The sequence below is a fragment of the Pseudomonas sp. KBW05 genome (genome assembly GCF_003852405.1).
Classification (GTDB): Bacteria; Pseudomonadota; Gammaproteobacteria; order Pseudomonadales; family Pseudomonadaceae; genus Aquipseudomonas.
Genome location: NZ_QAJM01000016.1, coordinates 493,489 through 506,806, shown reverse-complemented (window position 1 = coordinate 506,806; position 13,318 = coordinate 493,489). Strand labels below are relative to the sequence as shown.

Below are 13,318 nucleotides of genomic sequence, written 5' to 3'. Positions count from 1 at the left end.
CATGGAAACCCGCGCCCATCATGTGATGATTGGTCTGTTCAGCGTGATCGTCGTGGTCGGCGCGATGCTGTTTGGCCTGTGGCTGGCCAAATCCAGCATCGACAGTGCCTTCCAGGATTACGAGGTGGTGTTCAACGAGGCGGTCAGCGGCCTGTCCCAGGGCAGCTCGGTGCAGTACAGCGGGATCAAGGTGGGCGACGTGATCAGCCTGCGCCTGGACCCCAAAGACCCGCGCCGCGTGCTCGCGCGCATCCGCCTGGCCGGGCAGACGCCAATCAAGGAAGACACCCAGGCCAAGCTGGCGCTGACCGGCATCACCGGCACCTCGATCATCCAACTCAGCGGCGGCACGCCACAAAGCCCGGTGCTCAAGGGCAAGGACGGCAACCTGCCGGAAATCATCGCCTCGCCGTCACCCATCGCGCGCCTGCTGAACAACAGCAACGACCTGATGAGCAGCATCAACCTGTTGCTGCATAACGCCAACGCGCTGTTCTCCCGGGAGAACGTCGAGCGCCTGAGCAATACCCTCGACAATTTGCAGCAAACCACCGGCGCCATCGCCGACCAGCGCGGCGACATCAAAGTGGTGATGCAACAACTGATGCAGGTGAGCAAACAGGCCAGCGGCGCCCTGGAGCAAACCACCGTGCTGATGCGCAACGCCAACGGCCTGCTGAACGATCAAGGCAAGCAGGCGTTCAGCAGTGCCGAGCAGGCGATGAAATCCCTGGAAAAAAGCACCGCCACCATCAACACCTTGCTGACCGACAACAAGGACTCGGTGAACAGCGGCATGCAGGGCCTCAACGAACTGGCGCCGGCCGTGCGCGAACTGCGCGAAACCCTCGGCTCGCTGCGCGCCATCTCCCGCCGCCTGGAAGCCAACCCCAGCGGTTACCTCCTGGGCAGTGACAAGAACAAGGAGTTCACGCCATGAAGCGTGCGTATCAACTGATCGTCCCTGTAGCCCTGGCCCTGGTGAGCGCGTGCTCGATCCTGCCCAAGCCTGACCCATCGGACGTGTACCGCTTGGCGGCAGCACCGGCGACCGTACAAGGCACGCCGGTGGCCTGGTCGCTGCGGGTGACCAAACCCCAGACCAGCGAATTTCTCGACAGCCCGCGCATTGCCGTGGTGCCCAATGGCGACCTGATCAGCAGCTATGCCAATTCGCGCTGGAGCGACCCGTCGCCGGTGCTGTTGCGCAACCGCCTGCTGGACGGGTTCCAGCGCGATGGGCGGGTGACGTTGTTGAGTACCGACGACACCAACCTGCAAGCCGACTATGAGCTGGGCGGGCAGTTGCAGGCGTTCCAGAGTGAGTACCGCGGCAATGCGGTAGAGGTGGTGTTCCGACTCGACGCGCGACTGGTGCGCGGCAGTGATCAGCGGATTATCGCCAGTCGGCGGTTTGAAGTGAGGCAGCCGGTGGGGGATACCAAGGTGCCGGCGGTGGTGGCTGGGTTTGGGTTGGCGGGGGATCAGTTGAATAAGCAGGTGGTGGAGTGGGTGGTGCAGCAGGGCAATGGTGCCGTGAAACGCTGAGGGCCTCTTCGCGGGCAAGCCCGCTCCCACAGTGGATCGCGTTTATTCTGACGAAACGCAGTCAACTGTGGGAGCGGGCTTGCTCGCGAAGGCGGTTTCAGCCTCAGCCAAAGAACCAGTAGCACACCGCAATCGCCGCAACGACACCCGCCAACTCCGCCAGCAACGCACAGCCCACGGCATGCCTGGCCCGCTGAATCCCCACCGAACCAAAGTACACCGCCAACACATAGAAGGTGGTCTCGGTACTGCCCTGGATCGTCGCCGCCACCAGCGCCGGGAAGCTGTCCACACCTTGGGTCTGCATGGTTTCGATCAGCATCGCCCGCGCGGCGCTGCCGGAGAACGGCTTGACCATCGCCGTCGGCAAGGCATCGACAAAACGTGTGTCCATGCCGGTCCAGGCCACCAGATGGCGAATCCCTTCCAGGCCGAATTCCAACGCCCCCGAGGCACGCAACACCCCGACCGCACACAGCATCGCCACCAGGTACGGCAGCAGGTTCTTGGCCACGTCGAAGCCTTCTTTGGCGCCTTCGACAAACGCCTCGTAGACCTTGACCTTGCGCAACGCGCCGATGATCAGAAACAGCATGATCAGGCCAAACAGGGTGAGGTTGCCGAGGATCGACGAGAGGCTGGCCAGCGCGGTGGCGGACAGGGTCGCCAGCAACGCCATGAAGCCACCCAGCACCAGCGCGCCCGGGACCAGGTACGCGAGCACCACCGGGTCCCACAGGCGCAGGCGCTGCATGATCGCCACGGACAGCAGGCCCACCAGGGTCGAGGCACTGGTGGCCAGCAGGATCGGCAGGAACACCAGCGTCGGGTCGGCGGCGCCTTGTTGGGCGCGGTACATGAAGATGGTCACCGGCAACAGCGTCAGCGAGGACGCGTTGAGCACCAGGAACAGGATCTGCGCGTTACTGGCGGTGTTGGGGATCGGGTTGAGTTCCTGCAAGGCCTTCATCGCCTTCAAGCCGATAGGCGTGGCGGCGTTGTCCAGGCCCAGGCCGTTGGCGGCGAAGTTGAGGGTAATCAAACCGATGGCGGGGTGGCCAGCCGGCACTTCCGGCATCAGGCGGCGAAACAACGGGCCGAGGGCCTTGGCCAGCCAATCGACGATCCCGGCTTTTTCGGCAATGCGCAGAAAGCCCAGCCACAAGGTCAGGGTGCCGAACAGCAGCACCATGACTTCCACCGACAGTTTGGCCATGGCGAAAATGCTTTCGACCATTGCCGAAAATATCCCGGCGTTACCGCCCACCAGCCACTGCACCAGCGCTGACACCATTGCCACGACAAAGAAGCCAAGCCACAGGCCATTGAGCATCAGTTAAATCCCCCGAATGATGGGGCGAATGATAGCGGGGCTGGCAGAAACGACAAACCCCGGATTTCCCGGGGTTTGTCTCACAGCGCTCGCGCTATCAGCTGCGAGTAGCCTGGGCAGCCGGAGCCGCGTCCTTGCTGCGCCAGTGCGGCAGGGAGTTCCAGTAGCGCTCGCCCTTGGCGTCGTCGTACATGCCTTCCCAACGTGCGATGACCAACACGGCCAGGGCGTTGCCGATCACGTTCAGGGCGGTACGCGCCATGTCCATGATGCGGTCGACACCGGCGATGAACGCCAGGCCTTCCAGCGGGATACCCACGCTGCCCAGGGTCGCCAGCAGTACCACGAAGGACACGCCCGGCACACCGGCGATGCCTTTGGAGGTGACCATCAGGGTCAGGACCAGCATCAGTTGCTGGCCAACCGACAGGTCGATGCCATACAGCTGGGCGATAAAGATCGCCGCGATGCTCTGGTACAGGGTCGAACCGTCGAGGTTGAACGAGTAACCGGTCGGCACCACGAAGCTGCAGATCGCTTTTGGCGCGCCGTAGGCTTCCATCTTCTCGATCACACGCGGCAGTACTGTTTCGGAGCTGGCGGTGGAGTAGGCCAGTACCAGCTCATCCTTGAAGATGCGCATCAGCTTGATCACCGAGAAGCCGAACAGGCGGGCGATCAGGCCGAGGATCACAAAGGCGAAGAACAGGATGGCGACGTAAACCAGGATCACCAGCTTGGCCAGCGGCAGCAGGGAGGCAAAACCGAAGTTGGCCACGGTCACCGCGATCAGTGCGAAAACGCCGATCGGGGCGTACTTCATGATCATGTGGGTGACTTTGAACATGCTCTCGGACACGCCCTGGAACATGGTCACCAGCGGCTCGCGCAGGTCAGGCTTGAGGCTCGACAGGCCCAGGCCAAACAGCACCGAGAAGAAGATGATCGGCAGCATTTCACCACGGGCAACAGCGGCGAAGATGTTCGACGGGATCAGGTTGAGGATGGTCTGGATAAACGCATGCTCGTGCTGCACTTCCGCAGCCGTGGCCTGGTATTTGGAGATATCGACCGTACCCAGGGTACTCATGTCGATGCCCGCACCCGGATGGAACAGGTTGGCCAACAACAGGCCGACCACGATCGCGATGGTGGTGACGATCTCGAAGTAAAGGATGGTCTTGACGCCGATACGCCCGAGTTTCTTCGCGTCACCGACACCGGCAATGCCGACGATCAGCGAGGAAATCACAATCGGGATCACGATCATCTTGATCAGGCGGATAAAGATATCGCCCGCTGGCTGCAACACATTGCTGATCCACCAGGCTTTTTCAGCACTGAAATGGTTAAGCACTGCGCCGATTGCGATCCCCAACACCAAACCGATGAGGATCTGCCAGGCGAGGCTTAGCTTTGCCTTCTTCATGTCATTACCCTTACTTCAAGTGAACTCAAGGCAAATGCGCCAGCCGCAACGCTCGAAAGCGAAAAAGTGTGAGCATCTGCCTCCATGGAAGGTCACCGCAGCGTGGCCGAAATGGCTTACTGGCAGGCGAAAAAAGGCGCAACTATTCCGATGCAAGGGAGCGACGTCTAATGCCGTAAACGCCTACCCTATGCCGAATCGGCATGGCTTTTTTTCATAATAACTGTCCGAACGGTCAGTTCAAATGCGACAAATTGCCCGCTGAATATGCCGTGAACCTGCCAAAGCCGGCTCGCTCAGAGATTCAGCACGTCTTCGAAGGGTTGGCAGAAATGCCTGGGAATACTGCGGCGCAGTGTCGGAAATGTCCTATAGCACCGGCGAAATTTTATCGATAGGTGGTCACGCCGACACACCAAGTAATGGTTGGAATCGGGCAAAACGGAAATTTGCGGCTATGCGCGGTATGAGAAGCGGGGAATGAGCGTCACAAGCCCGCCACAAGTTCAGCAAACCGTGGGTTTGTGAACCTGCGACGAGTGACCAAGCCCGCCAACGGGCCTTAGTACCAATTCGGATCTTTCTTCAACTGCTCCATCAGCAGCTTCTGCATGCCCGCATCCGGCTTGCCGATAAACCGGTAATCAGCGTGCCGCGTGGGCGACTTGTCCGCCGGCAAGCCGGCCGGGACTTCTACCAACAGCGCGTAGGCATCGTCCTTGTCGAGGCTGAAGGCCACGATCAGGCGCTTGTTCAGGCAGGTGTCCGCGGTTTCGCAGAGCGGCCCGACCAAGTACTTGTCGCCGTCTTCTTCCACGGCATTCATCTGCTCAGCCGTACCCGACAGGTTCATCACCCATTCCGGCAGGCGTTCTTCTTTCTTCACCACGCCTTGCCAGGTCTGGCGGTATTGCGGGTCCGCACTGAGCAACTCGTTGGCGCGTGATTGGCCGTCGTTGGCGGCCATCACCAAGCCGCTGCCGCCCAACAGGACGGCGGCAACCAGGGCTTTAAGGGACAAAGAGGTCATATTCAGCCTCGGCCACGACGACCAAAGAAGAACGAAGCAATAAACATCACCAGGAAGACCACAAACAGAATCTTGGCGATCCCCGTAGCGGTGCCCGCGATACCACCGAAGCCCAGGACTGCAGCCACAATGGCGATGATCAGAAATGTGATTGCCCAACTCAACATGGTGATTCTCCTTACGCTTTCTAAAGGGGTAACAACGGTAGTGCCGTACGGCCGCTCAAGGTGAGCGAGCGCTTTTCTTGCCTAGAACACCCAACGCTCTTGGATCGGCAGCTCGCCCAAGGTGGAATCCTGGTCGGCGACTCTCAATTGCGGGGCGGTTACATCGGCGGCAACGCTGCCAACGGAACGGAAGTGGGTCTGGGTCTTCACGGAATGTTCGAACTGCGGGACTTGTTGCTGACTCTGCTGCCAATGCTGCATCTGCTGGCCGCCAATCAACGTGACCATGAGGGCCAGGCTGGCAAACAAGCCTTGCTGCAAGCGCAGTGGCGATACATGCAATTGGCTGAGACGTTGGCGAGTCATGCTGTAGTGCTCCCGCATTCTGATTATTCGTTGAGAGGGATATTGCAGGGTGCATGCCAGCTTTTTTACAAAATAAAATTCAATAAAATCAGTAACTTGCACGAACTCCAGAACTGAAGAGCACAGCATCCTGCACGATGCCACCTTGAGAGCCGTGCGAAATGCACGATCACCAGCGGTCGGATCAAGGGATAGAAAACAAGTGACGGGTTGCCGAAGTGGCAAGACAGCATGAAAACGCCATCAGACGGGGATTTGTAGGAAGCAATGCAGATACCTGCACGACATCTCCTTTTATCGATCAGAATAAACCATGCAACTTGCCCGATTATTCCGGGACTAATCACCATCATTCATAGTTAAGGAGCGCGGCACCGATGGAATCAGCCAAGGAACTTCAAGGCCGCATTCTTTTAGTGGACGACGAATCCGCTATCCTGCGCACCTTCCGGTATTGCCTGGAAGATGAAGGCTACACCGTGGCCACCGCCAACAGCGCCGCCCAGGCCGATGCGCTGATGCAACGCCAGGTGTTCGACCTGTGCTTCCTGGACCTGCGCCTGGGCGAAGACAACGGCCTCGACGTGCTCGCGCAAATGCGTATCCAGGCGCCATGGATGCGCGTGGTCATTGTCACCGCGCATTCCGCCGTGGATACCGCCGTGGATGCGATCCAGGCCGGCGCCGCCGATTACCTGGTGAAACCGTGCAGCCCGGACCAATTGCGCCTGGCCACCGCCAAACAGTTGGAAGTACGCCAACTGTCTGCGCGCCTGGAAGCGCTGGAAGGCGCAGTGCGCCAGCCCAAAGACGGCCTCGACTCCCACAGCCCGGCCATGATGGTCGTGCTGGAAACCGCGCGCCAGGTGGCCGGGACCGACGCCAACATCTTGATCCTCGGCGAGTCGGGCACCGGTAAAGGCGAACTGGCCCGGGCCATCCACGGTTGGAGCAAACGCGCGAAGAAATCCTGCGTGACCATCAACTGCCCGTCGCTGACCGCAGAACTGATGGAAAGCGAATTGTTCGGCCACAGTCGCGGCGCGTTCACCGGCGCCAGTGAAAGCACCTTGGGCCGGGTCAACCAAGCCGACGGTGGCACGCTGTTTCTTGACGAGATCGGCGACTTTCCCCTCACGTTGCAACCCAAGTTACTGCGATTCATCCAGGACAAGGAATACGAGCGCGTGGGCGACCCGGTCACCCGCCGGGCCGATGTGCGCATCCTCGCCGCCACCAACCTGAACCTGGAAGACATGGTGCGCGACGGCCGCTTCCGTGAAGACTTGCTGTACCGCCTCAACGTCATCACCTTGCACCTGCCGCCGCTGCGCGAACGCAGCGAAGACATCCTGACCCTGGCCGATCGTTTCCTGGCGCGCTTCGTCAAGGAATACGCGCGGCCGGCACGCGGCTTCAGTGATGAAGCCCGCGAGGCGCTGCTCAACTATCGCTGGCCGGGCAATATCCGCGAGCTGCGCAACGTGGTGGAACGCGCGAGCATTATCTGCCCGCAGGAAAAGGTGGAAATCAGCCACCTCGGCATGGCCGAGCAAACCACCCACAACGCTCCGCGCATCGGCGCGGCGCTGAGCCTGGACGAGTTGGAGAAAGCGCACATCGGCGCCGTGCTGGCCACCGCCGACACCCTGGATCAGGCGGCCCGCACCCTCGGCATCGATGCCTCGACCCTGTACCGCAAACGCAAACAGTACAACCTGTGAGCTGCACCTTATGAAGTTAGCGATGAAGCTGCGAACTCGCTTGTTCCTGAGTATCTCAGCGCTGATCACCGTCGCCCTGCTGGGCCTGATACTGGGCCTGGTCAGCGTCATGCAAATGGCCAAGACCCAGGAGTCGCTGATTCGCAGCAACTTCATCACCCTGGACCTGGGCCTCAAGCTGCGTCAGAGCCTGGGCGACCAACTGATGATGATGCTGGAGCAGCGCCCCGACCCCGCGGCGCTGCAAGCGTCGAAGCAACGCTACTTCGATCTGCTCGACCAAGGCATCGCCCATGAACAGCGCGATGGCCACGGCACCGGCTTCAGCCAGGCCCGGGGCGAGTACCAAAACCTGCTGGACGCGTTTGACCAATCCCAGCAGGCCTCGCCACCGCCAGGCACCAAGGACAAGCTCACCGACACCTTCAATGTGCTACGCAACGGCCTGATCGCCGAACACAAGCAGGCCTTGGAAAACATCAGCACCAGTGAGCATAAATCCCGCGAGCGCGCGTTGCTCATCGCCGGCTTGCTCGGTCTGGTAGGGCTTGCCGTACTGATCATCGGCTTTGTCACCGCCCATGGCATCGCCCGGCGTTTTGGCGGGCCGATCGAAGCCTTGGCCAAGGCGGCGGACAAGATCGGCCAGGGTGACTTCGAAGTGACGCTGCCAATCTCGTCAGCGGCGGAGATGAACCAACTGACGCGTCGCTTCGGCATCATGGCCGAGGCCCTCCGTCAGCATCAGGCGACCAATATCGACGAACTGCTCGCCGGCCAGCAACGCCTGCAAGCCGTGCTCGACAGCATCGACGATGGCCTGCTGATGATCGACCGCCAAGGCCGCCTGGAACACCTCAACCCGGTAGCACAACGCCAATTGGGCTGGGATGAGGAACGCCTCGGCCAGGGCTTGGGCGAAGCCTTGATGCGCCCCGAACTGGATGAGCAGCTGCAACTGGTGCTGCGCGGCGGCAACCTGGAGCGCGCACCGGAAGACCTGGAAGTGGAAGTCGAAGGTGAACTGCGCCTGCTGACCTATAGCCTCACGCCCGTGAGCCATACCGAGGGGCATATCCTCGGCGCGGTGATGGTGCTGCATGACGTCACCGAACAGCGCGCCTTTGAACGGGTGCGCAGTGAGTTCGTGCTGCGCGCTTCCCATGAGCTGCGGACACCAGTGACCGGCATGCATATGGCGTTCGGCCTGTTTCGCGAACGTGCGAAGTTTGCGGCGGAATCGCGCGAAGCGGACCTGCTGGATACGGTCAATGAAGAAATGCAGCGCCTGATGCAGTTGATCAACGACTTGCTCAACTTCTCGCGCTACCAGAACGGCCTGCAAAAACTCACCTTGGGGCCGTGTGACGTGAACGATCTGCTTGAGCATGCCCGTGCGCGTTTCGCAGAACTGGCCAATGCGCAGAACATCGAACTACTGATAGAAGCACAAGCCGAGTTGCCACGCCTGTACGCTGACCAGGCGCAATTGGAGCGTGTACTCGACAACCTGCTGGCCAACGCCTTGCGTCATACCGCCGAGGGCGGGCAGATTCGCCTGCAGGCGCGGCGTCATGGGGAGCGGGTGATTGTCAGCGTCGAGGACAACGGCGAAGGTATCGCCTATGGCCAGCAAGGGCGCATTTTCGAACCGTTCGTCCAGGTGGGCCGCAAGAAAGGCGGCGCCGGCCTGGGGCTGGCGCTGTGCAAGGAGATCGTGCAACTGCACGGCGGCCGCATGGGCGTGTATTCGCGGCCGGGGCAGGGGACACAGTTCTATATGGCGCTGCCGCTGTAACAGCGCACTACCGATACCTGTGGCGAGGGAGCTTGCTCCCGCTGGAGTGCGCAGCGCTCCCAAAAATTCTGGGGCCGCTTCGCAGCCCAGCGGGAGCAAGCTCCCTCGCCACAACAAGCGCCCTGACTACAACAACAGCTGCAAGTGATCAGCGGCGGTTCAACGCCCGCAGGATTGCGGCACTCTCGGCATCGGGCGTGCCATCAAACAGCGACGGTCGGAAGTGCATCTGGAACGCGGCAATCACATGGCGCGTAGCTACATCCAGTTCGCCGGTCTGCGGTGTCTGATAGCCCAGGCGGGCCAATTCTTCCTGGAACCAGGTAATGCTCGGCAGGTCAGCGGCGAATTGCACCTGGAATCGCGCCACAGCCTGGGCGTCCGGCCACACTCCCAGGCCTTCTTCGGCCAAACGCTTCCACGGAAACAACGGGCCCGGGTCCAGCTTGCGCAGCGGTGCAATATCGCTATGGCCAATGATGTTCTTCGGGTCGATGCCATTACGCTTGCTGATGTCCTTGAGCAACACCACCAGCGACTTCACCTGCGCTTCGGAATACGGATACCACACGCGTCCCGTCGGCGTGTCGCGATAGCCTGGGTTGACGATTTCGATACCGATGGAGCTGGAGTTGAGCCAGGTGCGGCCCATCCACTCGCTTTCCCCGGCATGCCAGGCGCGCTGGCTCTCATCCACCAATTTGTAGATCTTGCCTGAGGCGTCGTCGCCGATCAGGTAGTGGCTGCTGACCTGGCCGTGGGTCAGCAGTGCCAGCGAGCGCTCAAGGTCGGTGGAGGTGTAGTGGACGATCACGAACTGCACGCGGTTGTCGTGGTTCGCCGAGGGATGGCTGGTGTCCAGGCGCGGGCCGCTGGCGCAACCCGCAAGCAGAAGAAACACAAAGGCAATGGATAAGGATTTCATGGCAGAAGGCAGTACGCTGAAGACGATAATGCAACAGTGTAACGTACCGTTTGTGACGCGGCGCTCAAATCACAAAATGGAACATCTTTTATGCTGCCTGTACGCGGTTACGCCCCGCCGCCTTGGCCCGGTACAACGCCGCATCGGCGCGCTTGAGCGCCAGGTCACTGCGCTCGCCCGGCAGGAACTGCGCCACGCCCATGGACACGGTGACCGTCACCGGCTCGCCTTTGAAGTGGAACGGGCACGCCTCGATGGCTGCACGCAGCACCTCGCCCACCGCCAGCGCATCCGCCAGGGATGAGTCGGGCATCAGCAAGACAAACTCTTCGCCACCAAAACGGGCGATGAAGTCGCTCGGGCGCAGGCGCTTGCGCAGGACGTTGGCGATGATTTTCAGCACCTTGTCGCCCGCCAGATGGCCGTAACCGTCGTTGATCCGCTTGAAGTGGTCCAGGTCGAGCATCGCCAGCGACAGGCTGTTGCCGCGCTGGTGCCAGGCATTGACCTCGTGGTCCAGGCGTTCGCTCCACGCCGCGCGGTTCGGCAGCCCGGTGAGCGGGTCGAGCAGGGCTTTCTGGCGCTGCACTTCCAGGTGCTCGCGATAACCCTGGGCTTCCTGTTCCATGTTCGCCACCCGCTCGGCCAAGCCCTTCAAGCGCGCCGCGACCTCTTGCTCACGCTGGTCGCGTTGCTGCTGGTGCTGGTCCATGGTGCCGAGCAGGCCTTCCAGATGGCTTTCCAACACGTGCTTGAGGCTGTCCAGGTCAGCCGCTTCCTGCACACTGCTTTGCAGGCCATCGACTTGCTCACGGATCTGCGTGTCCAGCTCGCGGGCTGCGTCACGGCTGTCGGCATGACCCTCGCTGGCCACTTGCAGATGACCCTGGAACGCTTCGAGGCGCTCGTTGAGTTGCTTGAGATAAGCCTCGAACTCGTGCTGGCCGCTGTCGGTGATCGCCAGCATCAACACCGCCAGATCATCGAGGATCGGCAGCAGTTCGTACCAGTTCAAGCCATGGGCCAGGCGCTCGCGCATCGCCTCGGCCTGTGGCCGGTGGCGTTCGGGCAGCGACAGGTCTTCGAGCAGGCCGAGCAAGGTGTCTTCGATATGCTTGGCCACGGAGCTGTAGGACGGCTCGGGCGAATCGGGCAGGGCGTAGATGCCCTCTGATTGCAGCTCGTCGGGATCGTCGCGTTCGAGCACTGGCGGCAACGACAGGCTGCCGATGACGGTTTGCTCCGGTGCTTCGATTGGCACCTGCGGCGCGTCGACAAAGGTGGCGAGTGCGCTTTCGGCGGCTGGCGCTTCGGCCTGCGGCGCGGGCGGCTCGGGCTCTGGCGTAGCGACAGGTGCAGCAGTGTGGACCGGCGCGTCAGCTACAACCGCTGGCTTGGCGACCTCTGCCGCCGGGGCGGGAGTCACAGGTGCGGCCCCGATTTGCGGCAGTGGCGCGAAAGCCCGCAGCGCCTCGGACAATTCTTCGGATTGAGCAGGCTCTTGGGGCGCAGGTTCGGACGCCGGCTTCGGAGGGGCGGGCGGCACTGCGGCAAGCGCCGCCGGCTCGCTCACCGGCGCCTCACTGGCGACGTCCTTGCCACCAAACAAGCGTTGCAGCAGGCCCGGCCCTGGGCGCGTGGCTTCGCCTTCCGGCTCCAGGTTATCCAGCGCCTGCCCTTGCAGGCTGCTCAACTCACTGAGCAGCAGCGGAATCTCCCGCGCCTGGCCCACTCGGCTGTCCAACTGCTTGGCGAAGGTTTTCAGCGGGCGCGCGACGTCACGGGGCAACGGCAGTTTTTGCAGCTGCGCAACCAGTGCCGTCAGCGCGGTGCTGATCTGCTCGACCCGGGTTTCGCGGCGCTGCTCGGAATCCAGCACGGCCTTTTCCAGGCGTGGCAGCAGGGCGGCGAGGGCGGCGTCCATGTCGTCGGTGCGCACCACGTCGCGCATTTCCTTCATGCATTGGTCAACCGCGCGGTCGGTGCCTTCCGCCGCCAGCGTGCTGCGCACCAGCCCTCGGCGCAGCAGGTCGAGGCGGGCAGCCCAACGGCGTTCGAGCTTTTCTTGTTGCTCGATGCTTAACAGGTACTTTTCTTTCCAGCGCTGGGCGTCGTCGCTCATGCAAGGGGTCCGCGGGGGCCAGGGCTCAACGCGGGCAATGCATCGGCCGTGAGCGAACCCGGCAGGCGAATCTCTACCGCGACCGGCAGGTGGTCGGAGATGGGCTGCGCCAGGACCTGCACGCTTTCGAGCGTGAGGGTCGGGCTCAGCAGGATATGGTCCAGACAGCGCTGCGGGCGCCAGCTGGGAAACGTGGCTTCGACTTGCGGCGCCAACAACCCGAGGTCCCGCAGCGGAGAATTGTTCAGCAGGTCGCTGGCGTGGGTGTTCATGTCCCCCATCAGCACCTGGTGTTTGTAGTTGCCGATCAGCTCGCGGATGTAGGCCAGTTGCATCGTGCGGGTGCGGGCACCCAGCGCCAGATGCATCATCACCACCACCAGGGCTTCAGGGCCTTCGCCAAATCGCACGAGGATCGCGCCGCGCCCCTTGGGGCCGGGCAGCGGGTGATCTTCGATCGCCCAAGGCTTCAAGCGGCTGAGCACACCATTGCTGTGCTGGCCCAGGCGCCCGAGGTTGCGGTTGAGCTGCTGGTACCAGTAGGGGAAGGCCCCAAGCTGCGCCAGGTGCTCAACCTGATTGACGTAACCGGAGCGGATGCTGCCGCCATCGGCTTCCTGCAAGGCGACCAGGTCGAAGTCGCTCAGCAGGTTGCCGATTTTCTGCAGGTTGCCGGCGCGCCCATTGTGGGGCAGCAGGTGCTGCCAGCCACGGGTGAGGTAGTGCCGGTACTTCTCGGTACTGATGCCCACCTGAATATTGAAGCTGAGCAGGCGCAACCGGCTGTCGGCCGGCAGGCCCGTGGATTCCAGGTGGTGCTCGTTGACCTGCGGATCATGCAGGCCAACCACACGTTCAGTCCCCCAGCGGCGCATG

The 13,318-nt window shown here is 61.9% G+C and carries 12 protein-coding genes; 4 read left to right on the top strand and 8 right to left on the bottom strand.

Translation table 11 applies throughout. The annotated features are described in order from the left end of the window. The first annotated feature begins 1 nt into the window (after nt 1). Both DBR46_RS16920 and DBR46_RS16915 read left to right on the top strand, forming a co-directional pair. Nucleotides 2-940, top strand: a complete 939-nt coding sequence (locus DBR46_RS16920) for an MlaD family protein (protein ID WP_124527097.1) — start codon at nt 2-4, stop codon at nt 938-940. Then, nucleotides 937-1,548, top strand: coding sequence for an ABC-type transport auxiliary lipoprotein family protein (locus DBR46_RS16915; RefSeq protein ID WP_124527096.1), 612 nt, complete (start codon nt 937-939; stop codon nt 1,546-1,548). Before DBR46_RS16920 ends, DBR46_RS16915 begins: the two co-directional genes overlap by 4 nt. Nucleotides 1,549-1,651: 103 nt before the next feature. On the opposite strand, the gene DBR46_RS16910 is transcribed toward DBR46_RS16915, so the two are convergent. The 5 genes from DBR46_RS16910 to DBR46_RS16890 form a co-directional block, all read right to left on the bottom strand. Beyond that, complete coding sequence (locus DBR46_RS16910) at nt 1,652-2,881, bottom strand: nucleoside recognition domain-containing protein (protein WP_124527095.1); 1,230 nt, start codon at nt 2,879-2,881, stop codon at nt 1,652-1,654. A gap of 97 nt (nt 2,882-2,978) precedes the next feature. Then, nucleotides 2,979-4,310, bottom strand: a complete 1,332-nt coding sequence (gene gltP, locus DBR46_RS16905; protein WP_017734678.1) for a glutamate/aspartate:proton symporter GltP — start codon at nt 4,308-4,310, stop codon at nt 2,979-2,981. A 562-nt stretch (nt 4,311-4,872) separates the two neighbouring features. Beyond that, nucleotides 4,873-5,340, bottom strand: a complete 468-nt coding sequence (locus DBR46_RS16900) for an inhibitor of vertebrate lysozyme family protein (RefSeq protein WP_124527094.1) — start codon at nt 5,338-5,340, stop codon at nt 4,873-4,875. Nucleotides 5,341-5,342: 2 nt separating this feature from the next. Further along, a complete protein-coding gene (locus DBR46_RS16895; protein WP_003170804.1) occupies nt 5,343-5,507 on the bottom strand; it encodes a DUF1328 domain-containing protein in 165 nt (54 codons plus the stop codon). Nucleotides 5,508-5,588: 81 nt separating this feature from the next. Further along, nucleotides 5,589-5,873 carry a hypothetical protein gene (locus DBR46_RS16890; protein ID WP_124527093.1) on the bottom strand — a complete coding sequence of 95 codons (285 nt, stop codon included), beginning with the start codon at nt 5,871-5,873 and terminating at the stop codon, nt 5,589-5,591. 377 nt (nt 5,874-6,250) lie between these two features. Here DBR46_RS16890 and algB point away from each other — a divergent pair, with 377 nt between their 5' ends. Both algB and DBR46_RS16880 read left to right on the top strand, forming a co-directional pair. After that, nucleotides 6,251-7,597 carry a sigma-54-dependent response regulator transcription factor AlgB gene (gene algB / locus DBR46_RS16885; RefSeq protein WP_124527092.1) on the top strand — a complete coding sequence of 449 codons (1,347 nt, stop codon included), beginning with the start codon at nt 6,251-6,253 and terminating at the stop codon, nt 7,595-7,597. Between the two features lie 10 nt (nt 7,598-7,607). Beyond that, nucleotides 7,608-9,395, top strand: coding sequence for a KinB sensor domain-containing domain (locus tag DBR46_RS16880; RefSeq protein WP_124527091.1), 1,788 nt, complete (start codon nt 7,608-7,610; stop codon nt 9,393-9,395). Nucleotides 9,396-9,543: 148 nt separating this feature from the next. On the opposite strand, the gene DBR46_RS16875 is transcribed toward DBR46_RS16880, so the two are convergent. The 3 genes from DBR46_RS16875 to DBR46_RS16865 form a co-directional block, all read right to left on the bottom strand. Further along, nucleotides 9,544-10,320, bottom strand: coding sequence for an N-acetylmuramoyl-L-alanine amidase (locus tag DBR46_RS16875; RefSeq protein ID WP_124527090.1), 777 nt, complete (start codon nt 10,318-10,320; stop codon nt 9,544-9,546). A gap of 88 nt (nt 10,321-10,408) precedes the next feature. Further along, nucleotides 10,409-12,442: a GGDEF domain-containing protein gene (locus tag DBR46_RS16870; RefSeq protein ID WP_124527089.1), complete on the bottom strand. Its 2,034-nt coding sequence runs from the start codon at nt 12,440-12,442 to the stop codon at nt 10,409-10,411. Beyond that, a complete protein-coding gene (locus DBR46_RS16865) occupies nt 12,439-13,317 on the bottom strand; it encodes an endonuclease/exonuclease/phosphatase family protein (protein ID WP_017734685.1) in 879 nt (292 codons plus the stop codon). Before DBR46_RS16865 ends, DBR46_RS16870 begins: the two co-directional genes overlap by 4 nt. Nucleotide 13,318: the final 1 nt, after the last annotated feature.

Coding starts and splice junctions, on each gene's coding strand:
- gltP (WP_017734678.1), bottom strand. CDS start 4,310: ATGAAGAAGGCAAAGCTAAGCCTCGCCTGGCAGATCCTCATCGGTTTG.
- DBR46_RS16875 (WP_124527090.1), bottom strand. CDS start 10,320: ATGAAATCCTTATCCATTGCCTTTGTGTTTCTTCTGCTTGCGGGTTGC.
- algB (WP_124527092.1), top strand. CDS start 6,251: ATGGAATCAGCCAAGGAACTTCAAGGCCGCATTCTTTTAGTGGACGAC.
- DBR46_RS16865 (WP_017734685.1), bottom strand. CDS start 13,317: ATGCGCCGCTGGGGGACTGAACGTGTGGTTGGCCTGCATGATCCGCAG.
- DBR46_RS16895 (WP_003170804.1), bottom strand. CDS start 5,507: ATGTTGAGTTGGGCAATCACATTTCTGATCATCGCCATTGTGGCTGCA.
- DBR46_RS16890 (WP_124527093.1), bottom strand. CDS start 5,873: ATGACTCGCCAACGTCTCAGCCAATTGCATGTATCGCCACTGCGCTTG.
- DBR46_RS16910 (WP_124527095.1), bottom strand. CDS start 2,881: ATGCTCAATGGCCTGTGGCTTGGCTTCTTTGTCGTGGCAATGGTGTCA.
- DBR46_RS16870 (WP_124527089.1), bottom strand. CDS start 12,442: ATGAGCGACGACGCCCAGCGCTGGAAAGAAAAGTACCTGTTAAGCATC.
- DBR46_RS16900 (WP_124527094.1), bottom strand. CDS start 5,340: ATGACCTCTTTGTCCCTTAAAGCCCTGGTTGCCGCCGTCCTGTTGGGC.
- DBR46_RS16915 (WP_124527096.1), top strand. CDS start 937: ATGAAGCGTGCGTATCAACTGATCGTCCCTGTAGCCCTGGCCCTGGTG.
- DBR46_RS16920 (WP_124527097.1), top strand. CDS start 2: ATGGAAACCCGCGCCCATCATGTGATGATTGGTCTGTTCAGCGTGATC.
- DBR46_RS16880 (WP_124527091.1), top strand. CDS start 7,608: ATGAAGTTAGCGATGAAGCTGCGAACTCGCTTGTTCCTGAGTATCTCA.